At 46.5% G+C, this 26,779-nt stretch carries 27 protein-coding genes; 11 read left to right on the top strand and 16 right to left on the bottom strand.

Annotated features, from left to right (window positions below; translation table 11 throughout):
• Positions 1 to 159: 159 nt before the first annotated feature.
• On the top strand, positions 160 to 1,026 hold the full coding sequence (locus M9194_RS02695) for a YicC/YloC family endoribonuclease (RefSeq protein ID WP_250610844.1): 867 nt from the start codon (positions 160 to 162) through the stop codon (positions 1,024 to 1,026).
• A gap of 136 nt (positions 1,027 to 1,162) precedes the next feature.
• Here the strand turns inward: M9194_RS02695 and M9194_RS02690 are convergent, their stop codons facing one another.
• Positions 1,163 to 1,909: a glycosyltransferase family 25 protein gene (locus tag M9194_RS02690; RefSeq protein ID WP_250610843.1), complete on the bottom strand. Its 747-nt coding sequence runs from the start codon at positions 1,907 to 1,909 to the stop codon at positions 1,163 to 1,165.
• A gap of 366 nt (positions 1,910 to 2,275) precedes the next feature.
• On the opposite strand from M9194_RS02690, the gene gmk reads away from it, so the two are divergent.
• From gmk to recG, 5 genes are all read left to right on the top strand, one after another.
• The gene (gmk, locus tag M9194_RS02685; RefSeq protein WP_250610841.1) at positions 2,276 to 2,899 is read left to right on the top strand and encodes a guanylate kinase; all 624 of its coding nucleotides are present in this window, start codon (positions 2,276 to 2,278) and stop codon (positions 2,897 to 2,899) included.
• Positions 2,900 to 3,015: 116 nt separating this feature from the next.
• Positions 3,016 to 3,288: a DNA-directed RNA polymerase subunit omega gene (rpoZ, locus tag M9194_RS02680; RefSeq protein ID WP_250610839.1), complete on the top strand. Its 273-nt coding sequence runs from the start codon at positions 3,016 to 3,018 to the stop codon at positions 3,286 to 3,288.
• A gap of 32 nt (positions 3,289 to 3,320) precedes the next feature.
• Positions 3,321 to 5,441 (top strand): bifunctional GTP diphosphokinase/guanosine-3',5'-bis pyrophosphate 3'-pyrophosphohydrolase, encoded by a 2,121-nt coding sequence (gene spoT, locus M9194_RS02675; RefSeq protein ID WP_250610838.1) that lies wholly within the window; start codon positions 3,321 to 3,323, stop codon positions 5,439 to 5,441.
• Positions 5,442 to 5,483: 42 nt separating this feature from the next.
• Entirely contained in the window at positions 5,484 to 6,170 is a 687-nt protein-coding gene (gene trmH, locus M9194_RS02670) for a tRNA (guanosine(18)-2'-O)-methyltransferase TrmH (RefSeq protein WP_250610837.1), read from the top strand.
• A gap of 80 nt (positions 6,171 to 6,250) precedes the next feature.
• A complete protein-coding gene (gene recG, locus M9194_RS02665) occupies positions 6,251 to 8,329 on the top strand; it encodes an ATP-dependent DNA helicase RecG (protein WP_250610836.1) in 2,079 nt (692 codons plus the stop codon).
• A 15-nt stretch (positions 8,330 to 8,344) separates the two neighbouring features.
• Here the strand turns inward: recG and M9194_RS02660 are convergent, their stop codons facing one another.
• From M9194_RS02660 to M9194_RS02640, 5 genes are all read right to left on the bottom strand, one after another.
• Positions 8,345 to 8,995 carry a Qnr family pentapeptide repeat protein gene (locus M9194_RS02660; protein WP_250610835.1) on the bottom strand — a complete coding sequence of 217 codons (651 nt, stop codon included), beginning with the start codon at positions 8,993 to 8,995 and terminating at the stop codon, positions 8,345 to 8,347.
• Between the two features lie 224 nt (positions 8,996 to 9,219).
• Positions 9,220 to 10,533, bottom strand: a complete 1,314-nt coding sequence (gene envZ / locus M9194_RS02655; protein ID WP_250610834.1) for a two-component system sensor histidine kinase EnvZ — start codon at positions 10,531 to 10,533, stop codon at positions 9,220 to 9,222.
• A gap of 76 nt (positions 10,534 to 10,609) precedes the next feature.
• Complete coding sequence (gene ompR / locus M9194_RS02650) at positions 10,610 to 11,329, bottom strand: osmolarity response regulator transcription factor OmpR (protein ID WP_250610832.1); 720 nt, start codon at positions 11,327 to 11,329, stop codon at positions 10,610 to 10,612.
• Positions 11,330 to 11,573: 244 nt separating this feature from the next.
• Positions 11,574 to 12,068 carry a transcription elongation factor GreB gene (greB, locus tag M9194_RS02645; RefSeq protein ID WP_250610831.1) on the bottom strand — a complete coding sequence of 165 codons (495 nt, stop codon included), beginning with the start codon at positions 12,066 to 12,068 and terminating at the stop codon, positions 11,574 to 11,576.
• Between the two features lie 28 nt (positions 12,069 to 12,096).
• Positions 12,097 to 13,944 carry a putative ATP-dependent zinc protease gene (locus M9194_RS02640; RefSeq protein WP_250610830.1) on the bottom strand — a complete coding sequence of 616 codons (1,848 nt, stop codon included), beginning with the start codon at positions 13,942 to 13,944 and terminating at the stop codon, positions 12,097 to 12,099.
• 368 nt (positions 13,945 to 14,312) lie between these two features.
• Here M9194_RS02640 and M9194_RS02635 point away from each other — a divergent pair, with 368 nt between their 5' ends.
• Positions 14,313 to 16,619: a Tex family protein gene (locus M9194_RS02635; protein ID WP_250610829.1), complete on the top strand. Its 2,307-nt coding sequence runs from the start codon at positions 14,313 to 14,315 to the stop codon at positions 16,617 to 16,619.
• 68 nt (positions 16,620 to 16,687) lie between these two features.
• Here M9194_RS02635 and M9194_RS02630 read toward each other — a convergent pair whose 3' ends face one another.
• Positions 16,688 to 17,161 (bottom strand): ATP-dependent Lon protease, encoded by a 474-nt coding sequence (locus M9194_RS02630; RefSeq protein WP_250610828.1) that lies wholly within the window; start codon positions 17,159 to 17,161, stop codon positions 16,688 to 16,690.
• 140 nt (positions 17,162 to 17,301) lie between these two features.
• Positions 17,302 to 18,093 carry a pimeloyl-ACP methyl ester esterase BioH gene (gene bioH, locus M9194_RS02625; RefSeq protein ID WP_250610827.1) on the bottom strand — a complete coding sequence of 264 codons (792 nt, stop codon included), beginning with the start codon at positions 18,091 to 18,093 and terminating at the stop codon, positions 17,302 to 17,304.
• 90 nt (positions 18,094 to 18,183) lie between these two features.
• Here bioH and M9194_RS02620 point away from each other — a divergent pair, with 90 nt between their 5' ends.
• The 4 genes from M9194_RS02620 (at position 18,184) to cysQ (ending at position 21,101) form a co-directional block, all read left to right on the top strand.
• On the top strand, positions 18,184 to 18,858 hold the full coding sequence (locus M9194_RS02620; RefSeq protein WP_250610826.1) for a phosphoribosyltransferase family protein: 675 nt from the start codon (positions 18,184 to 18,186) through the stop codon (positions 18,856 to 18,858).
• 71 nt (positions 18,859 to 18,929) lie between these two features.
• A complete protein-coding gene (nfuA, locus tag M9194_RS02615) occupies positions 18,930 to 19,517 on the top strand; it encodes a Fe-S biogenesis protein NfuA (protein WP_250610825.1) in 588 nt (195 codons plus the stop codon).
• 183 nt (positions 19,518 to 19,700) lie between these two features.
• On the top strand, positions 19,701 to 20,252 hold the full coding sequence (gene nudE / locus M9194_RS02610; protein ID WP_250610824.1) for an ADP compounds hydrolase NudE: 552 nt from the start codon (positions 19,701 to 19,703) through the stop codon (positions 20,250 to 20,252).
• A 21-nt stretch (positions 20,253 to 20,273) separates the two neighbouring features.
• On the top strand, positions 20,274 to 21,101 hold the full coding sequence (gene cysQ / locus M9194_RS02605; RefSeq protein ID WP_250610823.1) for a 3'(2'),5'-bisphosphate nucleotidase CysQ: 828 nt from the start codon (positions 20,274 to 20,276) through the stop codon (positions 21,099 to 21,101).
• Between the two features lie 69 nt (positions 21,102 to 21,170).
• Here cysQ and M9194_RS02600 read toward each other — a convergent pair whose 3' ends face one another.
• From M9194_RS02600 to gspG, 8 genes are read right to left on the bottom strand one after another with little or no spacing between them, the layout of a single operon-like run.
• A complete protein-coding gene (locus M9194_RS02600) occupies positions 21,171 to 21,950 on the bottom strand; it encodes a type II secretion system protein N (RefSeq protein ID WP_250610822.1) in 780 nt (259 codons plus the stop codon).
• Between the two features lies 1 nt (position 21,951).
• Complete coding sequence (locus M9194_RS02595; protein ID WP_250610820.1) at positions 21,952 to 22,443, bottom strand: type II secretion system protein M; 492 nt, start codon at positions 22,441 to 22,443, stop codon at positions 21,952 to 21,954.
• A 6-nt stretch (positions 22,444 to 22,449) separates the two neighbouring features.
• Positions 22,450 to 23,667, bottom strand: coding sequence for a type II secretion system protein GspL (gene gspL, locus M9194_RS02590; protein ID WP_250610818.1), 1,218 nt, complete (start codon positions 23,665 to 23,667; stop codon positions 22,450 to 22,452).
• Entirely contained in the window at positions 23,636 to 24,709 is a 1,074-nt protein-coding gene (gene gspK, locus M9194_RS02585) for a type II secretion system minor pseudopilin GspK (RefSeq protein WP_250610817.1), read from the bottom strand. The genes gspL and gspK overlap by 32 nt, the downstream gene beginning before the upstream one ends.
• The gene (gene gspJ, locus M9194_RS02580; RefSeq protein WP_250610816.1) at positions 24,699 to 25,367 is read right to left on the bottom strand and encodes a type II secretion system minor pseudopilin GspJ; all 669 of its coding nucleotides are present in this window, start codon (positions 25,365 to 25,367) and stop codon (positions 24,699 to 24,701) included. The genes gspK and gspJ overlap by 11 nt, the downstream gene beginning before the upstream one ends.
• Positions 25,342 to 25,710 (bottom strand): type II secretion system minor pseudopilin GspI, encoded by a 369-nt coding sequence (gene gspI / locus M9194_RS02575; RefSeq protein WP_250610815.1) that lies wholly within the window; start codon positions 25,708 to 25,710, stop codon positions 25,342 to 25,344. Before gspI ends, gspJ begins: the two co-directional genes overlap by 26 nt.
• On the bottom strand, positions 25,700 to 26,284 hold the full coding sequence (gene gspH, locus M9194_RS02570; protein WP_250610814.1) for a type II secretion system minor pseudopilin GspH: 585 nt from the start codon (positions 26,282 to 26,284) through the stop codon (positions 25,700 to 25,702). The genes gspI and gspH overlap by 11 nt, the downstream gene beginning before the upstream one ends.
• 35 nt (positions 26,285 to 26,319) lie before the next feature.
• A complete protein-coding gene (gspG, locus tag M9194_RS02565; protein ID WP_250610813.1) occupies positions 26,320 to 26,766 on the bottom strand; it encodes a type II secretion system major pseudopilin GspG in 447 nt (148 codons plus the stop codon).
• Positions 26,767 to 26,779: the final 13 nt, after the last annotated feature.

Raw genomic sequence — 26,779 nt, 5'->3', positions numbered from 1 at the left:
GTGGACATTGCCGACCATTGGGTTGATCAACAGAATTGGGGCAGCATTATATAGGAATTCCAGCTAAGTGCCTAGACTACCAATCTAGAGATAAACTCTGACCAGATGTATGCTACTATAGCGCTCATCATTTTATATTCCGCAAGCAAGGACAACTCAATGATCTACAGCATGACGGCCTACGCACGTAAAGAAGTCAAGAATGACTGGGGTTCCGCCGTATGGGAAATTCGCTCAGTAAATCAGCGCTACCTAGAAACCTATTTCCGGATGCCTGAACAACTGCGAAGCCTAGAGCCTGTACTTCGCGATCGTTTTAGAAAACGCCTTGCTCGCGGCAAAGTTGAATGCAATTTACGTTTCGAAGCCAATCCAGCCGCTCAAGGAGAGTTAACGATTAACGACTCCATGGCTAAACAAGTGGTTTATGCTGCAAACCAAATCATGCAGCTGACTGGTGAAGAAAGTCGTATTAATCCATTTCAAGTCATGCAGTGGCCTGGCGTCATGGAAACGCCCGAGCAAGACATGGACGCAGTCAAGCAAGATCTTTTAGCTGCTTTTGATGAAGCGCTCAGCGAGTTCATTGAAGCTCGGGGCCGGGAAGGTGACAACATGAAGTCGCTTATTGAACAGCGCCTAGAAGCCATCAGCTCAGAAGTAGTCAAAGTGCGCGCGAGAATGCCAGAAATCATCAGTTGGCAGCGTGAGCGCCTAATCAGCAAGTTTGAAGAAGCAAAAATTGAACTAGACAGCTCGAGAGTGGAGCAAGAACTCATCATCCTAGCGCAAAAATCTGACGTGGCAGAAGAGCTCGACCGCCTGGATTCTCACGTAAAAGAAACCACCAACATTTTGCAAAAAGGTGGCTCGGTAGGCCGCCGATTAGATTTCATGATGCAAGAGTTTAACCGCGAGTCCAACACACTGGCATCCAAATCCATCAGCACCGATGTGACCGCCTCTGGCGTTGAGCTCAAAGTTTTGATAGAGCAGATGCGTGAGCAGATACAGAATATCGAATAATGTTTTTACAAAGCTTGGTATAAATCAAATGTCACCGCAAGCTCCTAATCCTACAAGGTGGAGCTTTTTTGGCATTAACTGCATTCTCATATTCTCAGGTTTCCCTGTGCGTCAGATTCACTTAAAGATTCTACCGTTAAACTATATTTTCTTTAATGTATCTTTTCGTTGCCACTCGATGAACCAAACGCTTGTAGATGGTGTAGATTTCCCGAGTCGGCTTTCTGTACAACGGCGTTTTAATTTCCGGCCCTGCTTGCACAATTGTGCTAAAGCTTCCTGGGTGATAGGCCAATGAAGGGGATAGAAGATAGGAAGGAACACCGTGCTTATAATAAGCTCCCATGTAGGTATCCACTGGCACACTCCACGATTGAGATTTTTGCACCAACTTACGGGCGGCGATAGGAGAGATCGAATAAGCAATAGCACCACGAGTATTATCGGAAATAAAACGAATATCGTAGTCGAGGCCTGACTCGACAATGTGTGACTCCCCCCTCTTGGGCATCGCTTCTGCCTCTAGTCGGAGAAAGCCGTACTTTGAAGTAAACTTCTCCACTTTATCAATAGATGTCGAAAATGACTGGCAGAGTGAAATATCATCTTCCAAGATAATAATTGGCTCGTTCAGCTCGATACACTTTTTCCACAGTAAATAATGGCTAGCATAGCACCCCACTTCACCTTTTGATGGCATCTTCCCTGAAGTAAACCATAGCCTTTTCAAATAATTGTACTTGTCAAAAAGTGGATGATGTGAATCTGCTCGCCCATCTACAGCATCGAAAAAAGTGAACTCAGCTCCTTTATCCACAAATTGTTTACATATTGAGTCGCGACGCTCCGTGCTATCAATTAAACTAATTACAAATATTTTCATACTCTATTAAATACAATAACCTAAATCGGCGGTTACTATACTATAAACTGCGTGGTTTTGATATTATTTGTTTAAAAATCGACCAACCCATCATCACTTCTAAACGGTCCTAAACTTCTAACTATAGAAAATACAGTCTCTATAGTTCAGCTATCTTAGATACCAGCAAGTACGTAACAGTGACTAAATACTGGAATACTTCGATGCATTAACTCAGCTTTTCACTTGAGGCGACCACAGGCTATATGCTACCCTTCGCCTCCATTTTCCTGACCTGATTTAACACTCAAATCAAGGTCGGTGCTATCTTTAATACTGAGCCATCAATCTCAAAAACATAACCCCAACGAGCGTGGAACCAAACTTATGGGCAAAGGTACTCTATATATTGTTTCAGCCCCTAGCGGCGCAGGTAAATCGAGCCTGATTTCTGCCATGCTAGAGACGAACCCAACTTATGCAATGAAAGTGTCTGTATCTCATACTACACGTGGCATGCGACCTGGTGAACAAGATGGTGTCCATTATCATTTTGTGCCTAAAGAAAAGTTTGAAGCGCTAATTGAAAAAGATGAGTTCCTTGAATACGCCGAAGTTTTTGGCAATTACTACGGCACATCTCGTGTTTGGATTGAAGAAAACTTGGAAAAAGGGATCGATGTTTTTCTAGATATTGATTGGCAAGGCGCTCGTCAGATACGCGAGAAAATGCCCTTGTCGCGCAGCGTCTTTATACTACCACCATCCAATGGGGAGTTAGAGCGCAGACTCAACGCTCGTGGGCAAGATAGTGAAGCCGTCATCGCAAAACGCATGGCAGAAGCCAAAGCAGAAATTTCGCACTATGACGAATACGACTATGTTATCGTGAACGATGATTTTGATGCGGCTTTAATGGACTTTAAGGCCATAATCCGCTCAGAAAGATTGAAGCAAGATAAACAAGCTGCTAAATATAACGGTATGCTCAAAGCGTTACTGTCTGATTAAACCATCACCATATCCAAGCTAGCTACATCTTCTGGCACTTTGGGTATAGAATATATGTGAGTAAGACTGTATACTTTCTCGTCATTTAAAAATTAAGTAAACAATTTGGAGTTCTCATGGCACGCGTAACTGTACAAGACGCTGTTGAAAAAATTGGCAACCGTTTCGACCTTGTTCTCATTGCGGCACGCCGCGCTCGTCAAATGCAAACTGGTGGTAAAGATTCCCTGGTGCCTGAAGAGAATGATAAAGCAACGGTTATCGCATTGCGCGAAATCGAAGAAGGTTTAATTACTAAAGAAGTCCTTGATGCGCGTGAGCGTCAAGAGCAGCAAGAGCAAGAAGCTGCTGAACTAGCCGCGGTAAGTAGCATCGTACACAACCGTTAATTTCAAGTTCGATAACCTCCCGGGTATGTAATTTGTATCTATTTGATAGTCTCAAAGACGTTGCCCAAGAATACTTAGCAGAGCCTCAAATTGAGGCTCTGCGTCAATCTTATGTGGTAGCAAGAGACGCCCATGAAGGGCAAACCCGCACCAGCGGCGAACCTTATATCATTCACCCTGTCGCTGTCGCTCGCATCCTCGCAGAAATGCGTCTAGATATCGAAACACTTCAAGCTGCATTATTGCATGATGTGATTGAAGATTGTGACGTCACCAAAGAAGAGTTGGTCGTCAAATTTGGCAATACCGTCGCTGAGCTGGTCGATGGCGTATCTAAACTTGATAAGCTTAAGTTTCGCGATCGAAAAGAAGCCCAAGCAGAGAACTTTCGCAAGATGGTGCTTGCCATGGTGCAAGACATCCGCGTTATTTTAATCAAGCTGGCAGACCGTACTCATAATATGCGTACGCTGGGTGTACTCAGACCAGATAAAAAACGTCGCATCGCGCGTGAAACGTTGGAAATTTATTCACCCCTTGCGCACCGCCTTGGTATCCACAACATCAAAGTAGAGCTTGAAGAGCTGGGCTTTGAAGCACTATATCCGAATCGTTATCGAGTGCTGAAAGAAGTGGTTCGCGCCGCTCGCGGCAACCGTAAAGAAATGATTCAGCGCATCCACAGCGAAATAGAAGGTCGCCTGAAAGATGTAGGCTTGAAAGCTCGAGTCGTCGGTCGAGAGAAAAACCTCTATTCCATCTATAACAAGATGAAAACCAAAGAGCAGCGTTTTCATACCATTATGGATATTTACGCATTTCGTGTAGTGGTTGAAGATATCGACACATGCTACCGCGTCCTTGGTCAAGTGCACAGCCTGTATAAACCGCGCCCTGGGCGAATGAAAGATTACATCGCTGTCCCCAAGGCAAACGGCTATCAGTCTTTGCATACGTCAATGGTCGGCCCACACGGGGTGCCTGTTGAGGTTCAAATCAGAACCGAAGACATGGATCAAATGGCGGATAAAGGGGTAGCGGCGCATTGGTCTTACAAAGGCAACGGTGATAGCACAGGCACAACCGCGCAAGTTAAAGCCCAGCGCTGGATGCAAAGCCTGCTTGAGCTACAACAAAGTGCCGGCAACTCATTTGAGTTCATTGAACACGTTAAATCAGATTTATTCCCTGACGAGATCTACGTATTCACCCCTAAAGGCCGCATTGTCGAGCTACCCGTTGGTGCAACAGCGGTTGACTTTGCCTACGCCGTTCACACCGATGTCGGCAACACCTGCGTTGGTGCTCGTGTCGATAGAAATCCTTACCCACTCAGTAAAGCACTGAAAAACGGTCAAACCATCGAAATTATCAGTGCGCCAGGGGCGAGGCCAAACGCGGCATGGCTAAACTATGTGGTGACTTCTCGAGCACGTACAAAAATTCGTCAAGTACTGAAAACCATGCGCCGGGAAGAATCTGTCACGTTAGGACGGCGTCTTCTCAATCATGCGCTTGGCGAGCTGTCTTTATCTGACATTGATGAAGGAAACGTACAAAACGTATTGGCAGATTTGAAAGTCGACAGCGAAGAAGATTTGCTTGCGTCCATAGGTTTGGGCGAGCTGATGAGTATCGTCATTGCACGCCGCTTATTGGGTGATAGTGACGAACTGACTGACGTATCAAGCAATGATGGTAAACCGAAGAAGAAACTGCCTATTCGCGGCGCGGAAGGCATCTTGCTTACCTTCGCTAATTGCTGCCACCCGATTCCAGATGATCATATCATCGCTCACGTTTCTCCTGGACGTGGCCTTGTGGTGCACCGTGAAACTTGTCCAAACGTTCGTGGTTATCAGAAAGAGCCAGACAAGTACATGGCCGTCGAGTGGTCTGATGATTACGAGCAAGAGTTTATTTCAGAACTCAAAGTCGACATGCAGAATCACCAAGGTGCGTTGGCAGAGCTGACCAATGTTATTGCCAACACCGGCTCTAACATTCATGGCATCTCGACCGAAGAAAAAGATGGCCGACTGTATACCATCACGGTGTTGATCACGACCAAAGATCGGGTGCACTTGGCTGGAATTATGAAAAAAATTCGCGTCATGCCACATGCATTACGTGTGCGTCGCCGAAAAAACTAACCTCAACGGGCTACCATTCGGTAGCCCAAAATTTACTAAGTCATGAATTTAGAAAGATACCAACGAATACAACAAGTACTTGCCGCCCGCCAGCCAGATCTCACCCTTTGTTTGGAAGAAGTGCATAAACCAAACAATGTGTCTGCAGTCGTTCGAACCGCCGACGCTGCAGGGCTGCACAAGGTTCATGCCGTGTGGCCAACAGATAAGATGCGAATGCTTGGCCATACCTCTGCCGGAGCAAGAAATTGGGTTGAAGTGGACACTCACGATAGCATCCAGGCCGCTGTTACCAAGCTTAAGTCTGAGGGCATGCAGATACTGGTGACCCACTTGTCTGATACAGCGGTAGATTTTCGTGAGATAGACTACACTCAGCCAACCGCCATTATCCTCGGCGGTGAAAAATTCGGCACCTCTGCAAACGCCATAGAGCTTGCCGACCAAGACATCATTATACCCATGGCAGGCATGGTGCAATCGCTCAATGTCTCTGTCGCCAGCGCTATTATTTTGTTTGAAGCGCAAAGACAGCGCCAAGCCAAGGGCATGTATCAAAGACAAACAAGTGCCCTTGGCAAAGAAACCATTCATCGTATTCTATTCGAGCGTGGGCACCCGGTACTCGCAAGAGTCGCCAAAAGCAAAAGCCTCCCTTATCCGCCACTTGATGAACATGGCCAAGTCGTAGCTGACAGCGAATGGTGGCAAAAAATGCAAAGCAAGTAGCAGAGTCAGGACAAATTTCCTGTACAAATACACAGCCTAGTGATTAACTATTTGCTGTGTTTTACATTTTGAGTCCAGCCATGAGTCAGCTACTTTCTGCCATTCCATTATCATCATTATCTGGCGTTGGGGCTAAAATTGCTGAAAAGCTGGCTCGGCTAGAACTGCATAATGTGCAAGACCTACTGTTCCACCTACCTTCCAGGTACGAAGATCGCACCCGTATTTACCCCATAGCCAAACTTCACCCTGGGCTATGGGCATCGGTGCAAGGCAAAGTAATGAGTAGCGATACCATATTCGGCCGAAAAAAAATGCTCACCGTTAAAATCAGTGACGGCAACGGTACTATAACTCTGCGTTTTTTTAACTTTACCGCGGCGATGAAGAATAATTTTTCTCCAGACCGGCAGATCCATGCATATGGTGAGGTAAAGCGCGGTATGAATGGCCTTGAAATTGTTCACCCCGACTACAAGTTTTATCAACCGAAACAAAAGCTGCAACTCGAGCAAAACCTCACTCCTGTCTATCCAACCACCGATGGTCTTCGTCAGCTCACCTTACGCTCACTGACCGATCAGGCACTGGATTTGCTTGATAAATCTGCGGTACAAGAGCTATTTCCTGAAGGTCTTTATCCCAACCAGCTAACACTGTCCGATGCGTTACGTATTATTCACCGCCCCGACCCTAGTATCGATCTCGATGCATTCGAACTCGGAAAACACCCAGCGCAGATCCGTCTCATTTTAGAAGAGTTAATCGCACAGAACTTATCTATGTTGGCGGTAAGAAGTAAAGGGCAGCAGGACTCTGCCATAGAGCTGCCACCATCAAACAAACTAAAAAATCAGTTACTTGCCCAACTACCTTTTTCGCCAACCAATGCACAGAATCGTGTTGTCAATGAAGTTGAACAGGATTTAGCGAAACCTTTTCCAATGATGAGACTGGTACAAGGCGACGTCGGCTCAGGTAAAACATTAGTAGCGGCACTCGCAGCATTGACAGCGATTGAGCAAGGCTATCAGGTGGCGCTGATGGCACCCACCGAAATTCTCGCCGAGCAGCACGCACTTAACTTTGCACATTGGCTTAAACCACTAGAGATAGAAGTAGCATGGGTAGCAGGCAAGCAGAAGAAAAAAGAAAAACAGGATCAGCTCGAAGCCATTGCTCTAGGTACGGCGAAAATGGTCGTCGGTACTCACGCCCTTTTTCAAGAAAATGTGCACTTTAACAATTTAGCCTTGGTTATTATCGATGAGCAACACCGCTTTGGGGTACATCAGCGCTTGGAACTTAGAGAGAAAGGGGCCAAACAAGGGCACTATCCACATCAACTTATCATGACAGCCACGCCCATCCCTAGAACTCTTGCGATGACCGCTTATGCTGACTTGGAAACATCGATCATCGATGAGCTGCCGCCCGGCCGCTCACCCATACAAACCGTTGCCATACCTGATACCAAGCGCGGCGATATTATCGAAAGAGTCAAACATGCCTGCTTGAATGAAAATAAACAGGCGTACTGGGTATGCACACTCATCGATGAATCTGAAGTACTTGAAGCACAAGCCGCTGCTGACACGGCAGAAGAGCTTTCCACTAGACTTCCAGAGCTTAAGATTGGCTTAGTTCATGGCAGAATGAAACCCGCCGAAAAGCAAGCAGTCATGGACGCATTCAAACGTAACGAACTAAGCCTGTTGGTGGCCACGACGGTAATTGAAGTGGGAGTAGATGTGCCCAATGCAAGCTTGATGATCATCGAAAACCCAGAGCGCCTCGGGCTGGCGCAATTGCACCAGCTAAGGGGGCGAGTTGGTCGTGGCAGCGTCGCCAGCCACTGTGTGCTTTTGTACCACTCTCCTTTATCAAAAACCGCGCAAAAAAGGCTCGGCGTGTTAAGAGAAAGCAATGACGGTTTTGTGATTGCACAACGGGATTTAGAAATACGCGGACCAGGAGAAGTGTTGGGCACCAAACAAACGGGCATGGCTGAGTTTAAAATCGCCGACCTGATCCGCGATCAGCATTTGGTTGCCGAAGTACAGCGCATCGCCAATCATTTGCATCGGCAATACCCCAGCAACTCAGCTGCCATTATTGAGCGTTGGCTGGGAAACAAAGACCTGTACTCCAACGCCTAGCTGTACGAAGCTTGTTTAGAGCACCACCAGCCCAAATGGCTCTAGCAGCTGGGCTTGCTGCCAATCACAAATTTTAACCCCATAAAGAGAAACTCGGCGGATATCCAAACCTTCAAGCTCCACATGGGTTAAGTCTGCATGCTCTAAGCTAAAGCTTCCCCACTGCTCAGCAGCAAACTCACCACGTGATAAATCGGAGCCATTCAAACTGGCGCCAGATAAATTGGCACCTCGCCAACGATTTTCAAACAGATCGCACTTTTCTAATAACACATTTTCTAAGTTGCAGTAGCTAAGGTTGCACCCGGTAATGAAAGCCGAGCAAAAATAGGACTTCGCGGTAATGTAGTTGGCAAAATTGGCCAGCTGAAAATCTGCGCCTTTTAAGTCGCACTGGCGCAGCTCGATACCAAAGCATTCCGCTCGATTAAATTGGCACATCGCCAGCATACAGTTGCTAAAGCGAGCGTCTTTTAGTTTTGCATTGCGAAAACTGCAACCAATTACGTCTGTAGCTTCGATAAAACGGCAATCGTCAAAGCAGGCATCGCGTAAATCCGCGCGCTCAAAGCTGCAATTGATAAACTGGCAACGCAAGAACGATGCGCCTTGTAAGTCTTGTGTGGAAAAATCTTGCTGGTCAAATATAGCGTCAACTTGGTTCATGGCAACTCCTCAGTTTTCAGTAGCCTAGCACCGAAGCCTCCTTGTTTACCAACAAAATAACTCTAACGAATTCAACAAATTAAAACCCCTTAAAATCGTCAATTTAAGGGGTCAAGATGCAATTCTAAGATGTGTGTTTTTATATAATGGCACGAGCAGCCATTGAAAAAAGTTTAACGTCTCTAAACTTGATTTGGAGAAGAGACAACATTCTCCGGATCAAACTACTTCGCTTTAACCGTAGGAAAGCTGATTTGAGCTCTTAAGCCACCTTCACTACGATTGCTGATCACCACAGAGCCGTGGTGCTGGCTTACAATTCTTTTGACAATGGCTAAGCCAAGCCCAGTGCCTTCGCTGCCTCGCGCCGTATCGCCACGGGTAAAAGGTTCAAAGAGTTTAGCAATCTGATCTTGCTCGATACCAGGACCGTTATCTTCAACGCAAACCCAAACCAGAGACTTGTCAGCGGTCATGCCTGTGCTAATTTTTAACCAGCCGTTACCATATCGTATCGCGTTCACCACAAGGTTTGTGATAGACCTTTTCAGCGCAATTGGGCTACCAAATGCATCCAGCATGTTCTCACCCAATTGCAAATCAATGTCGACCTCTTTGGAACTTTCCGCATTCGCAACATCTTGAGTGATGGTGTTTAAATCTACCGCTTCAAACGACTGCTTGTTGACTGGCTTCAAGTAGTCCATAAATTGATTGATGATCTCGTTACATTCTTCTGTGTCACTAATAATGCCGTCTGCCAGATAGCTTTCTTCTGGTGACATCATCTCGGTCGCTAATCGAATACGAGTTAGTGGAGTACGTAAATCATGACTGATGCCCGCCATGAGCAACGCTCTGTCTTCTTCTAGCGCTTGTATGCCCTGCGACATCTGGTTAAAGGCGCGAGTCACCGCTCGAATTTCTGACGGGCCTTTTTCATCCAGTGGCGGCGGAATTTCCCCGCGCCCCACCTCTTTCGCCGCCTTCTCTAGTGCAGTTAAAGGCCGGTTTTGCAGACGAACAAACAGCCAGCCGCCAGCGACAATCAAAATTGCAACAAATAAGCTATTGCGAAATAACGGTGCAAAGTCACCTTCTCTTAGCTCAGTTAACGGAATACGCAGCAAAGAATTCGGTAAAGAGTCGATTTTCATCCAGAGCACATAGCTGTGACTATCAACTGTCATACGCACTTCAGTTTTCACGCCAAGCTCGTGACTCATATCTTCACTCATAAGTTCAATTGGCACCGCCTGATTGTACTCCGATTCAACTACAGGGTTTTTGCTCGAGTGGATGGTCACTCCAAGTTGTTCTAATACTCGATGGCGATTGGGGTCGTTGACACTCAACGAGTCCTTACGGTTGGCTTCTTCGAGCATCAAGCTAATTTCGTGACCAAGAATTTTATTGAATTGCTGCAAGCTGGGCATCAACGCATAGTTGAATACCGCGTAATAAGAATAAACTTGGCTTGCGATCAATAGAGTGAAAAAGATAATGATTGATTGAGTGAAAGAGCTGCGGATACGCATTGGGTTGATCCAAGATTAAATAGGTAAAAATGAAAAAAGCACCGACTTAGTGGTCAGTGCTTTTAGACAGAGCGAATTATACGTCTTTTCCGTCAGGAACGAATACGTAGCCCAGCCCCCAAACCGTCTGGATATAACGAGGCTTGCTTGGGTCAACCTCCAGCATGCGCCGTAATCGAGAAATTTGCACGTCAATGGAGCGCTCCATTGCCGAGTACTCACGACCACGCGCCATGTTCATCAGCTTGTCACGAGACATAGGCTCTCTGGCGTTGGTGACCAGTGTTTTAAGGACGGCAAACTCACCGGATGTGATCGGCATAGGCTCTTCACCACGAAACATTTCGCGCGTGCCCAAGTTTAAACGAAAATCGCCAAACTCAACCACCGATTCCTCGGTACTCGGCGCTCCCGGCGCTTCGATTATTTGACGACGTAGAACGGCCTTGATTCGAGCCAGCAGTTCTCTTGGATTAAACGGTTTTGGCAAATAATCGTCTGCACCCACTTCAAGGCCAACGATACGATCTACCTCATCACCTTTTGCTGTCAACATCAAAATTGGCAGCATGTTGTTTGCGTTACGCAGACGGCGACAAATGGACAAGCCATCTTCACCAGGCAGCATCAGATCGAGAACCATCAAATGAAAATTTTCACGGGTTAGCAATCGATCCATCTGTTCACTATTGGCCACGCCACGCACCTGAAAACCTTGTTCAGTTAAATAACGCTCTAGTAAAGAACGTAATCGTGCGTCATCATCGACCACTAAAATTTTGTAGTTTTCTTGCATCTTTTGACCCTACCCACTTCAATCAAGCTCGACTTAGCTAATAACGAGCCAGGAAAAATGTAACATCCTTTTTGCTAACAGAGCGACAAAGAATTGTTAACGTATATTTCTTTGTATCTAATAGCAAACCAGGTTGCAATTTGCTCTCGCCCATTACTTGACTAAAAACGTTATTTCTTCAATGACTTCAAGTGCCACCACTGTTGCTTACCGCAATGCAAGCGTTCACAAAAACAAATCCGATTTACTTGCTCTGCACTAGCTTTTCATATTCGATGCTATTCACAAACCACTCTTTGTCACCATCAGGGGTTTTAACAATAAACTCATCATCAACTTGTTTTTTGAGCAAGGCTCGCGCCATAGGCGAATCGATAGAAATGTAGTCTTTCACATCGTCACCGTAGATTTCTTCAGGCCCAACGATGCGAAATTTTTTCACCTCACCCGCATCGTTTTCAATTTCTACCCACGCGCCAAAAAACACCTTGCCTTCTTGCTGGGGAGAGTAATCAACAATGGTCACCTCTGGCAACAGCTTGCGCAAAAACCGCACCCGTCTGTCAATCTGCCTTAATAATCGTTTATTGAAGGTATAATCGGCGTTCTCAGAGCGATCGCCAAGACCGGCAGCCCAGGTGACAATCTTGGTCACCTCTGGACGCCGCTCGTGCCACAAATAATCATGCTCTTTTTTAAGTTTATTGTACCCTTCACGTGTGATCAGTTTGGTTTTCAATACATCTCCTAGTCGCTATCTATACACTTTATTTGCCAAGTAAATAGTTTTTATCACTACCCACTAACACGCCATACTTAAGAAAGTTTTGCCCTAATATCATGCTGTAATCAAACCGAGAGCGATCTTGCAAATTGACCTCGATGGTTTCCTTAAGCTTACCCAATTGCACTGGCAGCCGTACCACAGGCCGAGCATTGGCTTTTTCACCTTTTTTCGCTTTGATATGCATCATTTTCACCACTGGCAAAGATATTTCCTTTTTATTGCCTTGCTTATCACGATATAAAAATCTGACCATCTGCTTAGCGTCTTCCTTGTACAACTTAATATTTTCGGCGCTGATTGAGCTAACATCGGCACCAGTGTCCAGCTTGGCAGAAAAGGTCATGCCTTCCACTTGAACCTTTTCAATATGCCCGGCGCGAAATAAAGGATGTTCAGTGAGCAAGTAATCCACCCTAGGGTTGATAAGTAACTCGGTTTTCCCTAGTTTTCGCCCTAGAGTTAGGTAAGGCGTCTTCTCATCACTACCCAGCTCCTTCAACGCAAATTCTATCGGTCTTTGATGACCTAAAATCGTCACCTTGCCTTGCACCACTGGATAACGAGAGCGGCCAATTTTCACCCAGCGCTTCACTTTCCCTTCACGCTCGATAACCTTGTCACCGTCCACAGCCATGATGTAATCAGCTGTCTGCTTGTTATCCGAAACGGAGAGCGAGCTCACACGCAGAATGGGTGTGCTTATTCTGGTTGAAACTGTGGTCTGCACCATGTTGCCGTCGAGCTGCAGCCTTTCTTGTGGTGAGATAAGTAACTCTTGGTCATGGGGTTTCCTCTGGCTATAGATAGTCAACGGGTGTTTAAACAAGTACTCTTTATCCGCTTCGATCATCAAATGCTGACTGATAACATCACGGCCTATCCTCATCTTACTTTTACCTTTGCCAGAGTGCGTGAGATAAGCCAGCCAATATTGCCTGTGCGTACTGTTAAGCTCCACAGGAAGATAGACCAATGGCTTCATATCACCACTGACTTTAAGCATGCGAGCAACAGGTAAACTGAAAGATTGGCGGGAATGGTTCTTGCCAGCTAATTCAAAAGTAACCTGCTTATGGTTTGGGCTAACTTGAATCTTATCTGCTGTTAAGCGGCTAAAGTTGTATTTCATTGACACTTCAGCATTAAGCATCACATCACCAATCGAAATACGTTCTTTTCGGCCAGCAAGAATAGCGTTTGGCTGCTCTTGTAAATATCTATATCCGCCAAATACCCAAGCCTTGTGCTTTAGCAGTGTTCTGCCAATCAATACCTGAGCAGAAAAGTGGCTTCTGTCGGTGAGATTCACTACGGTATCAAACGTTTTTCCCGCAATGCTAATTGGCATACTCACCAGCGGACGTAATATTGGCTCATTGCTACTACGGCTTTTTATCTGAGAGACTTTAATGAGCGGCCTTTCCACACGAAACGTTTTACCGCTATAAGGATTGACCAGATTAAACGCCACCAACGTCTGGTTACTTTTCTTCTCCAACCACAATTCAGTATGGCGTTTAGAGACATTGACAATGGCCGCTAGAAGCACCCCATCTTTTAAATGGCTAAGTTTGCGATTGTGGGTTCGAATTTCAATATCTGTCGCATTGATTGAGGTTGAATCGGCGCCCGTGTCAATTTTGGCGATAAACGGCACCTTCTCCAGACCTTTTACCGAAGAAAAATACACCTGCTCTTCTTGGCCAAGAACTAATTTATCATCTAGAGAGTATGCGGGGTTTCTTACCGAGTACTGTTCAAGCGCGTAACTCATACTAGCGCTCATACTGGAAATAAGAGCAATAAACAAAAGCACCTTTTTCTTCATTCGTCACTTCCATATTAATTACATTACGGCTTTACCTGCATTCAAACTAACATATCGAATATCCAGTTTGTTAACCTTTTGCGAGGAATTCTTGCTATATAGTGGCGATTTTCATCGCAACATTGACATTTCAAGCATCAAACAATTGCAAAATCGCTATGTCACCCCAACTTTATACCCAAACTACTTCAAGATGCAGGATTCAGGGCGAGCAGATAAGGCCTCACTGCGTCGTTAGAGATATTCGGCGTAGAATGACTATGCCTCACATCTCTGCCTAGCATTGAAGCCTTATCTATCTCGCTGAAACTCGCATCTCGAAGTAATTTGGGTATATTCAAACATAAATATCTAAAGAGATTCACCGGATGAGCCAAGCAATCTGCCAATTAATTGCCAACGAACTCCAAGTTCGTCTAGACCAAGTTTCAGCCGCCGTCACCTTAATTGACGACGGAAATACGGTGCCATTTATTGCACGCTATCGTAAAGAGGTGACTGGGGGATTGGATGATACCCAATTACGTACTTTGGACAGCCGCCTGACTTACTTGCGTGAGTTAAATGACCGTAGGGAAACCATCCTAAAGTCGATAAGCGAGCAAGGAAAACTCACTGATGAACTGGCACAGCAACTGGCTAAGGCCGATACCAAAACTCGCCTAGAAGACTTGTATCTGCCGTTCAAACCGAAAAGAAGAACCAAAGGGCAAATCGCCATTGAAGCGGGCTTAGAGCCATTAGCCGATACCTTGTGGTTACAACCGCAAACCGAACCGGAACACGAAGCGCCAAACTATCTCAATGCAGATAAAGGAATTCAAGATAGCAAACAAGCGCTGGATGGCGCTCGGGCCATCATTATGGAACGTATCGCTGAAGATGCCGAGCTACTTGGCAAACTGCGCCAACACCTGAATAAAAACGCGTTGCTCTCTTCGCGGGTGGTAGACGGTCAGCAATCAAGCGGAGAGAAGTTCAAAGATTATTTCGAACATGACGAGCCATTAAGCAAAGTGCCTTCCCACCGCGCACTTGCTATGCTGCGTGGCCGTAATGAAGGTGTGCTCACTTTATCCATGAATGCGGATCCAGACCAACCAGCCGCCGCGAAAGAATCATTTTGTGAAAGCCTCATTTATCAGCACTATGGCATTCATTTAAGCCAAGCACCTGCCGATCCTTGGCGCAAGCAAGTGGTTAGCTGGGCATGGAAAGTCAAACTCTCCATGCACATGGAAACTGAACTCATGAGCACACTGAAAGAGCGCGCCGAAATTGAAGCAATTAACGTCTTTGCCACCAACTTGAAAGATTTATTGATGGCAGCGCCTGCTGGACCGCGCGCAACACTTGGCTTAGATCCTGGCTTAAGAACTGGCTCAAAGATCGCCGTCGTCGATGCCACAGGAAAGGTACTGACCACAGAAACCATTTATCCGCATCCACCGCAAAACCAATACGAGAAATCGGCGCATGTCGTTGAAGGGCTGATCAAAAAATACCAGGTTGATCTCGTTGCAATTGGCAATGGTACGGCGTCACGGGAAACCGACGCTTTTGTGGCAGAGATCATTAAGCGCGGCAAGTTAAACGTGCAGAAGATCATGGTCAGCGAAGCGGGGGCGTCTGTCTACTCAGCGTCTGAGCTAGCCGCTAAAGAATTCCCCAACATGGACGTGTCTCTGCGCGGCGCTGTGTCCATTGCAAGGCGACTACAAGATCCACTAGCAGAGCTTGTCAAAATCGACCCGAGATCCATCGGTGTCGGCCAATATCAACATGATGTCAGTCAGTCTTTGCTATCGAAGCAACTTGATGCCGTAGTAGAAGACTGCGTTAACGCTGTTGGTGTGGATGTGAATACCGCCTCTCCCGCTCTACTGGCAAGAGTGGCAGGGCTTAGCAGCACTATCGCTAATAATATCGTCGATTATCGAAATGAGAATGGCCGCTTCGAGTCACGCACCACTTTAAAAAAAGTCGCACGCCTTGGGCCAAAAGCCTTCGAGCAATGTGCGGGATTTCTGCGCATATTAAATGCCAAAAACCCATTAGACAGCTCAGCGGTTCACCCTGAGGCCTATTCCTTAGTGAAAAATATCGCTGAGAAAAATCACAAAGCCGTCAAAGAGCTCGTTGGCAATAGTGATTTTCTACAAAAGCTGCACCCTTCTGATTATATCGATGAGAACTTCGGTTTACCGACCGTCAGAGACATCATCAAAGAGTTGGATAAACCCGGCCGAGATCCACGTCCAGAATTTCAGACCGCAACCTTTGCTGATGGAGTCAATGAAATCTCCGACCTAGAACCTGGCATGGTGCTAGAAGGTGTGGTCTCCAATGTGGCCAATTTTGGCGCATTTGTTGATATTGGCGTCCACCAAGACGGGCTGGTGCATATTTCCGCCCTGACCAACAAGTTTGTCTCCGATCCACGAGAAGTGGTTAAGGCTGGTGATATCGTCAAAGTCAAAGTCATGGAAGTGGATATCAAACGTAAGCGTATTGGCCTATCCATGCGACTAGACGATCAGCCAGGACAAGGCAATGCGCCGCGTGCATCAAACCAACGCTCATCTAACCATCAGCGCAAAAAAGCCGACGCGCCACAAAACAGCGCAATGGGTGGTGCCTTTGCACAAGCGTTTGCTAAAGCAAAAAATAGCTAATGTAAAAAGAAATACCCACTTACCTAGGTAAGTGGGTATTGGCTGGTGCAATGATTACAACGCAAGCGTTATAACACTGCTATTACGTCAGAAGGTGTGTTAGGTACAACCGCTTGCCCGTAGTGATATTTGATCACCGTGCGCCGACAAGCCATTCGCCCTTCTGTTATCGCTGCATCAATCACGCGCTTTGGCAGCCTAAATCGCATCGTATAGCCCTTCCCTTGATGCTGACTATATGTCTCAAGCGACAGCAAGCTGAACAGTTTTTCGAGATGATCTCGACTCTCTTCATCTTCAGCGCTCGCATCTTCATCTGGGGGATTCTCCATTTCATAACTTGGATGCTCTGAAGGGTCCCATGATGGGCGATTTCGCTGCTTATCATCACCTTTGACTTTTCTTTCAGCATTGGTCTTGACCAATTCAACCGTCGGCACTATTGGTTCACGTGACTTATTGTCATGCGCAACCTGTTCCGTCTGCACGTTTACTGATGGGGCGATAAGTGGCACACCAACGTTCGCTGGTGATACGATCATAACTGAAACCTCCTCAGCATCGCCCACAGCCCAATAGTGCATTTGCGCTAAATCACCATCAGGTTAAGCCTTTATCGGCAATATTGAGAAAAGCTTGAGTCATTGTTTGGCGAGTGGTTTTGTAAGTTGCCCCCCCCTTTCTACAACGCAAAGCGCTGCACACACTCACAGAACTCTTCTAGTTCAGTCATAAATGGTGCATGGGAGGATTGACTAAAAATATGCTGTTGGGTGCTCGGCAGTAACTCATCCATATCATGAGCCACTTTAACCGGAACCAGTCCATCCAAGCGGCCATATAGCCTGAGCATTGGTACGGTTAGGCTTTTTAGTTGCTCTCTTTGATCCACATCAGCAAGTAAACCTAAGCCCGACAACAACACTTTTTCATCAGGCTCTGGACGCGAAAGCACCGCTTTCTTAAGCTGCTTTAAGTCCAATTTAGCAGTTGGGCTACCCATGGCTTGCAGTGCCATAAACCGCTCAACAGTGACAGAGAAATTGTCCAGCAATTGCTGAGTGAAATCTTGCAACACCTTAGGCGCGATACCTCGCCATGGCTTCTGCGCAGAAAACTTAGGTGAGCTTGCAACGGTAATCAGCTTTTCTACTCGCGACGCATGATGAATCGCAACATGAGAGGCAATAAGACCACCTAATGACCAACCGAGCCAAATGGCTTTGGCTGGTGCTTGATTAAGCAGCAACTTGCTAATAGAATCCAAATCTAAAGCAGTAAGGGCTTGACTGTGTCCATAACCTGGCAAATCGACCACATGTACACGAAACGACTGACTGAGCTGATCTGCGGTTTGTTGCCACACTGCACCATTCATGCCCCAGCCATGTAGCAAAACAATATCTTTACCTTCGCCCATAGATTGCCAATGCAAACTTGATTGCGCGCTCACACTCTCTACCACTATTTCCATCCCCTACCTGAACTTGAATTCGTCATACTGACGAAATACATTCAGTGTCTTCAAATTTGCGCTATGTTATATCAATGGCTACGAGAATGCATGCACCTCACTCTTCCTACACAGTGCAGCTTATGCCGACTGAATATACCCAATCTAACCCAAACTTGCTGGTGCCAGATTTGCTATCAAAGGCTAGTTGAGCGCTGTCAATGTGCTCGCTGCGGGCTAACGACCCAAACCCCAATGGCGCATTGTGGCACATGCCTTTCCAACCCTCCGCTTTGGCATCAACTGTACTGCTTGAGTGAATATCGGCCTCCACTGTCGGTATACCTACACAAACTAAAACATGGCAAACAGTTTTGGCACGCATCCAGCCTCGCTCAACTACTCGCAACGAGAATTGACCATCGACCAGACACCATCACTTACGTGCCGCTGCACTGGCGAAGGCAATTAGTTAGAGGGTTCAATCAAAGTGAGTTATTGGCGAGACAGTTAAGCTCCTTGCTTGACGTGCCACTAGAGAGAAAATTGTTTACCCGGGTTAAACCCACCTCCAAACAACAAAGGCTCAGTAAGACACAAAGAAAGCGCAACGTTCAGCAGGCTTTTCGCCTTAATCACCCTCCAAAAGGAAAGCACATTGCCATCGTGGATGATGTCGTCACAACAGGTGAGACCGTAAACCAATTAGTGAAACTACTTATAAAACAGAATGTAAGGCAGGTAGATGTATACTGTATTTGCCGAACATCAGACCAAACGGACTAAAAAACTAGATCTCTCGCACGACAAGAGTAGAATAGGCGCTAATAACTTACAAAATTAGTCAGGTATTCATTGTGTCCGATTCTATTACCATTACTGAAGCTGCGCAAAGCCATTTTGTGAACCTTTTAGAGCAACAACCTGAAGGCACTAATATTCGTGTGTTTGTGGTTAATCCGGGAACTCAAAGTGCAGAATGTGGCGTATCTTACTGCCCAGTCGAAGCGGTTGAAGGCTCTGATACTGAGCTAAAGTTTGCTGGTTTTTCTGCGTATGTTGACGAACTAAGCTTACCATTCTTAGAAGATGCCGAGATTGACTACGTCAGCGACAAAATGGGCTCTCAACTTACCTTAAAAGCACCAAACGCAAAAATGCGCAAGGTGGCTGATGACGCACCATTGATCGAGCGTGTTGAATACGTGATTCAAACTCAAGTCAACCCTCAACTTGCCAGCCATGGAGGCCATGTCAATGTCGTTGAAGTCACCGAAGATGGCGTGGCCATCGTCGCATTTGGTGGCGGTTGTAATGGCTGTTCAATGGTAGATGTGACCTTAAAAGAAGGCATTGAAAAGCAGCTACTTGACATGTTTGAAGGTGAACTGTCTGCCGTGCGCGATGCAACCGAACACGACCGTGGTGAGCACTCTTACTACTAACCTTTTATTGAGGCCGTTGTAGCAACTGCAGCGACACTTAATCGGTGAACAATCGAAGCCAGAGCAAACACACTCTGGCTTTAATTTTATCTTCAAGGCAATAAACACCCCATCTATTGCTTTTCAATCACACCCGTTTTCTCATATAGTTATACTCACTGATTCAGCTAAGGAGAGAGTACTGTGAGTAAACGAACTCCACCTGTAATTTTATGCAAAAAGTCTGTCGCCCAATCAAGATTGTTTACTATTGAGTCTCTCGATTTACGCTTCAGCAACGGTGTTGAAAGAACCTACGAACGGCTCAAACCCAGCGGTCGCAGCGGTGTCATGATGGTGCCTGTCACTGATAAAGGTGAATTGTTGTTGATCAGAGAGTATGCCGCAGGAACAGAAGATTATGAGTTGGGATTTCCAAAAGGCTTGGTTGATTTAGGTGAAACGGCAGAGCAGGCCGCCAATCGTGAACTAAAAGAAGAGATTGGTTTTGGCGCCAAGAGACTCATGGCTCTCAAAGAGGTCGTGGTCGCCCCATCATATTTTTCCAGTAAAATGACTCTTTTTGTCGCACAGGATCTATACTCAGAGACATTAGAAGGTGATGAGCCTGAGCCGTTAGACGTCGTACGCTGGCCTTTATCACAAGCAGAAGAATTATTATCACATCTCGATTTTTGTGAAGCACGCTCGATCACCGCATTAATGCTTACGCTTAAGCATCTTAAATTATCATAAATTTAGGCGTTAGGAGCCCATATGCCTGCCACATCGGATTTGTCCCATCTCTTGCCTTCGATTATCGAAATCGCGCGCTCGGCTGGCCAACTGATTCTCGACATTTACGAAAATAAACAGTACCAAGCCTACACCAAAAGCGACCAAACGCCCGTGACCAGCGCCGATATTGCCGCGCATAAGCTGATCAGTAAACAACTTGCCGAGCTGACACCAGATATTCCAATATTGTCCGAAGAAGCAGCCGATATCGGCTATGAAGAGCGCTGCCAATGGGATAGATACTGGCTAGTTGACCCACTAGACGGCACCCAAGAGTTTATTGCCCGTAGTGGTGATTTTGCCACCATCATCGCGTTAGTGGAAAACAACCACCCAATCATGGGCGTGGTCTATGGGCCTGTGTCTGGCGTGACATACTACGCTCATAAAGGAAAAGGGGCCTGGAAGATCCCAGATATAGATAACAGCATCCGCATCAACACGTTAACACATGAAGAAAGCACTTCTTCGATTTCTATTGCCATTAGTCGCCGACAAGACATTAATCGCATTACCAGCCGAATGAGCACTTCATGGGATTATGACTTGGTACCACTTGGCTCAGCCGCACTCAAAGCGTGTCTAGTGGCAGAAGGCGCGGTGGATTGTTACTTGCGTATAGGCCCGACAGGCGAGTGGGATACCGCCGCTACGCAGTGCATTGTCGAAGAAGCTGGCGGCCGGATACTCAGCACTCAGCTTGAGCCTCTTTCTTACAATGAGAGGGAGAGTTTTGAAAACCCGAACTTTATAGTGATTGGTGATGAAGGCTTACCTTGGGATCAAGTACTAAAAGTAAAGGATTAAAAGTAAAGGACTAACCCATTGGGTTAGCCCCTTATTATCGAGTAAAATTATATTGAGCTTATCAGTAAACTAGATTCTTCCGGCTTGATTGAAATGGAAACGACCCTGATTATCAGGTCTCCCCAACCACTGCAATTGTTTGACCAAATCAGTAGGAAACTCTGCTCCTGGTTTAAACCAACCCTGCACGTCATATCCACTGCGCTCGCTAAACTGCCCAGAAAACTCACTGCTCATTTGAGCATTGTTTTGCTTGCCAGTTAACGACCACTGACCTTTGCTAAATTGCAGATCCGCCATGACAGGGCCAAGCTTTAAGCTACCAATGGGCGAGCCAAGATAACTGTCATTCCACGCCAAGGTGCCGATATCTTTTTCCGTTTGCGTATCCGCAAAATCGACATGCCTTAATGACAGCTCCATTTGTCCGCCTAAAGTGACCGGTAGGTTTGGATTCACGTACCGTAGCACTTTTTCAGCTGGCATGGAGGCAATGACATTTTTCGCATAAGGGCCGCTGAAACGATAGCCCATGGTCCCTTTTCCTCTTAGACCTAAGTCACTGCCGCGTCCAAAGCGCACTTGCGCTTCGAGGTTGGCCAGAAATAAAGGAGCCAAGTGAATCTGCCAATCGACTTCCCCTAAAGGCGTGCGCTGCCAGCGCACATTGGACGCGCTGCCTGTCCACACCGTGCCACTGACACCTGATACGGAGAGCTGTGGGGGTAAGGGCAGATATTTCACCACCAATGACGCAGGCACATGGGCGATCAAGCTAATGATGAACACCAATACCAACAAGGCAATCCACACCGTTTTACTGCTAAGAATCGATTTAAAACGCTCCAAATTAACCTCGCTTAAACTGCAGTCGATTGATTTGTATCACACCAGGAGTATCTGTCTTAGCCACATCCATAAATGCCACGTTGACCCCTTGTTTTTCTGACAAATAATCTAACCAGCTAACAAACTGCTTAAATGGCAATGGTTGAGTCCATACCTGCAACATATCGCCATTCGGTTGTACCCGAATAAGCTCGATATTAAAACGACGTGTAGAAGACGAGATGATTTGGTTTAGGGTCTGACTCGAGGTCGCCACCCCACTTTGTGCCCTAAGTTCGGTGATTTGATCGGCTTTCTCTTTTACCCAAGTCAGCAACTCGCGGTCACTGCTAATGCGCATATGAGCCGTTTGCGAAGCATCAGACAAAGGCTGCAAAATGGCGCTGTAGATAAGGTAGACCGCAAACACCACCGAGCAGACGATCACCAAGCGCTGCTCTCGCTGAGAAATGGAGCTCCACCAAGCTTTAGCTGGCTCTAATAACTTTTCCATTTTACGTTAGCCTCCCTTTTTGGTGAGTAAGAACGTACCGCTAACCACATCGCCATCACGACCTAGCTGGCCTTCCTGCACTTTAAACTGCTTTTGCAGCTCGATACGCGCTTTTTCAAAGCTTTGGAAATCTTTGCTGCTGGCTTCAATTCTCAGCTCACCCCGTGAGGAATCGTATTTGATACTTTGCAGCTCCATACCGGGCACAGACTCTACGGTTTCTGGCAGTTTATTTAACCAAGCCAACATAGACGCTTGGTTATCGGCTCCTGATAGGCGCTGAACTTCATCTTCCATCAGGCGCTTCAAATAACTCATGGTCGGTATACGACGCTTATTAGGGAAAATCTGATGAAAAATACGTTCACTTTCCGCGCGATACGCTGCGGCTTGATTTTCGTATTCGTTGACCTTTAATAAGTTGTACCCGGTGACGATAACAATCAGCACCGCCGCTGAAATAGCGGATTTCTGCCAAACCTTCCAATGCCTTAATAACGCCGATTTTGGCTTGAATGCTCCGGTGAGCAAGGTAATAGAGCTTTGACTGGCCTGACTTGCCAACAAATTCCAAATCGAGTCATTCTCTTGCTCACACCATTCTTGCTCTGAGGCATAGTCCATGTCTGGCAATGAAGAGTAGGCAGTAAGAGAAAGGTATCTGTCGTCTTCTTTTACCCAGTCAGAGTCTTTCAGCACTTCCAACCAATCAGGATCGACGGCCAAACCGAGATAATCGCCTTTTTTAACTAGCCATTGCCCTTGAAAGTACGCCCCTGTCAATTCATCGCTAGATGGCAAAGCCAGTATTTCAGGCAGAACACGTTTTACTTCAACGCCCATGCGTCGCAGCTGCTCAAGCACATCATCGAGCCAAGCGCGATTGACACCACACACGACCGCTTGCTGGCCTTTTTTATCCAGCACAGAAAAATGCAGCTCATCGACATCCTGCGCAACATCATCTTCTAACAAGTAGGGTATTAAACCGTCCAATTGACGAGACGCACCGGCGGGAATCTCCACTTCCGACAAAATCACATCGTTCGCCGCAAGCAAGATAACGACCTGACGCTGATCGGCGATTTGTTGTATTTCTGATATGTTTTCCCAGGTGGCCAATTCACCAGACTCAACAACTTGCTGTTGAGTGTTCGACCATACCAACCAAGGTATCGCCGACGTTGTTTGACTACTCAGACGAACGATCAAGCACTCGCTCACTGATTCCTCCAAAGCGGCGGCGTATCACCGTCGCAGTTTTTCTATCTTTACTAAACAATAAGCTTCGAATTCTTACTCTCGAATCTCCAACGAAAATTTGTGCATCCAACCCAAAGTAGGCACTGTCCACGGTGAGGTACTTTTCCGCATCCGAACGCGCCGTATCGCTAAGCCCGGTCAACACCGATGAAGAAGACATAAAGGCACTCACTGTCTCCCAACCCTTCTCTGGACGATCAGCAATAATTTGTTTGGCATTAGATACACTTAAATTAGGGTAAAACAAAGCCGCCAACAAGTTCGCTTGATTCGGCTTGAGAGTATTCACATTCATTTTCCACTCCGTGGTCGGCAAGGCGCAGATAAACGGCTGTATCTCGAGCATAATCTTGCCCGTCATTTCATTGACCGCACGCAGCTCACTGCTGTCGGCCATCATACCATTTGGTGGTAAATACGATGGTTTAAGTGATTCGTAATGACTGTCAGAAATTCCTGTCATCGCACGCACCGCTTGATTTGCACTGACATACGACCAAGTCGAATTGGCGATCACTTCCGCCTTGTAACTCTCCACTCCGACACTTTCTAATAGGTTTTGGAAAAAGCGAACCAGATAAGGTCCATTGGGAGAATTGGAGGTCGGCGCAACCCCTGACAAAGCATTAATATTAAAGCAGGCTTGTTTGTCGACGATCTTACCTTTCATTTTACCGTAATCTAAATCCAAGCTCATCTCCTTACCACCGTAGGCCCACGGCTGAGATAGATTAACGGTTTTATTGCTATCATTTTCAGACTGCTTATAACTTTCTTCTATCGCTTTTTCGGCCAATGCCTCAACACCGATAGCATACCAATAGGCCTGCTGATGGTTGATCTGGTTACCCGAGCGTTTGAATTGCGTAAATAATCGCTCTGACATGGACGCCGCAATCGCTGCCATGATGGCCACCAGCATTAATATAATAATCAGTGCCACACCGCGCTGTCGGCGTCGTCGCATACGGTTTTTTGTGGCCAACGATGGTTTAGGTATCATTGTTACCCCCACTATCGCTTGAGCTAGACGAATCGTTATCGTTACTGGCAACAAGATAGATACGTTTGAGCTTGCCAAAATCTTGCAAGGTCAGATCCACTTCAATCGCCTTTGGCAATTTGTTTGCCTCTTCCCATTCATCGCTCCACTCCGAACCATTGTAAAAGCGCAGCGAAAAGGCATCGACTCCGGTTAGCAAAGGCGTCACTTCGCCTTTGTCTCCCGCAGGAGTATCGGGATAGCGCCACCACACCCTTTGCAGCACCTTGTTTTTAACGCGATAGCCCACCTTGGTCACTTCGCCACGCGGAAATTGTTGCATCGGATTAAAAAAGCCATAATGGGTGAACATCACCCCCTTGCCGTCGGAATCTAGCAGGTAATCTTGATACATAATGTATTCCGAGCTAGGGTCGCTGCCATTGGTACGAAAATGCCGCTGGGCAATTTGTCGAAAGTCGTTATCCATAAACACCAAGGCACGTTGCAATGCTTTCAGCCGATCAACTTGGCTAAGTGACACTGCATTACTTCTTTGTACCTGGTTAACAACTTGATAAGCGGCAATGCTGAGGCTGGCAAAAATGGCGATGGCCACTAGCACCTCAATGAGCGTGAAGCCTCGACTGGCTTTATTGCGTGGTATTGTTCGGGACATAACTTCTTACCGTCACTATCGGACTGGAGGTTTTACTGGTTGCGACGCTCACGTCGAACGCTTTCAACAAATTGTCCGTGGTGGCAATGGGGGTCACTTTCCAATACCAAGTGTGCCCGGCCATTTTTTCTGTCCCTGAACGCTCTGCCAAACTTTTTGGCTTCAGCATTTGTAGCGCCATCTGATTGTCCACCACCATTGAAGCGAAGGTTTTTTCTTGCAGGTAACTTAACGTATTGATGTGTTGTGTCACCATTCTAATGATGGCAATCGCCGCAGTGGCAAAGATAGCCAGCGCGACTAACACCTCTAACAGCGTCATGCCGCGGGTTTTATTTCTCATCGGTCTCTCCCGGCTGGCGGAGAAGAATTTGACCATTGGCTTTGGTTAATACCGTCCAACCATTTTCCGAAATGGAAGAGTTGGCCGGATACAGGGTGAGTGAAAAAGGCGTCACTTCACCACTAGAAAGAATGAATATTTGCGGCGGCTCTTGTTTTTTTTCCTTATCATCTGAGTCATCAAACTTGCTGTCATCAAACAAGCTTCCGGGCTTAAATAGCCGATCGTTATCTTTCCAGACACCACCGCCTAGCTCAAAGTGCAATGACAAGTCACTGGGTAGCTGCGTTTGCGCTGACATATTTTCCAGCTTCTTCACTTGCCAGCCTTTTTCGCCGAGCGTCATAATGGTGTAACGAGATTTGGTCTCATTGACTCTGATGCCATAGTCCTGGCCATTCAAAATAGCTTCTTCATTAAGAAGCTGTAAGCGCTGATACAAAAGTTGCGCCGATTTTTTGGCAAAGTCCTTTTTATTGGTCGGCAAGGTAGAAATCACTGCAACCGCCGTAATTGCTACTAGCAAAACAACCAAAAGAACTTCGATGAGGGTGAAACCACGGTGTGACTGCATAGTGAAATTGGGGTGGCTTGCGCCACCCTCTCAAGTTATTGGAACTTCTGAATATTCCAGTTACCGATATCGGAGTTAGCGCCAGTGCCACCTTCTTGACCATCTGCGCCTAGAGAGAACACGTCAACAGCGCCATGTTCACCTGGGTTTTGGTAATGATAAGGACGGCCCCATGGGTCATCTGGTAGACGCTTGATATAACCGCCATCACGGTAGTTACGCGGTTCAGGATCGCTACTTGGCTTTTTCACCAAGGCTTCTAGGCCTTGATCTGTGGTTGGATACACGCCATTGTCGAGCTTATACATATCCAGCGCATTTTCTAATGCCACCACGTCGGTAACCGCTTTTTGCTGATCCGCTTTTTCCTTGTTGCCCAGTAAGTTCGGTACAACCACACTCGCCAACAAACCTAATATAACAATCACAACCATCAGCTCGAGTAAGGTAAAGCCTGATTGTTTATTTTTTCTTATTTTCATACGTTCTCCGATA

It is taken from the genome of Vibrio sinus (assembly GCF_023634645.1).
Taxonomy (GTDB): Bacteria; Pseudomonadota; Gammaproteobacteria; order Enterobacterales; family Vibrionaceae; genus Vibrio; species Vibrio sinus.
This window is presented reverse-complemented; position numbering and strand designations above follow the sequence as displayed.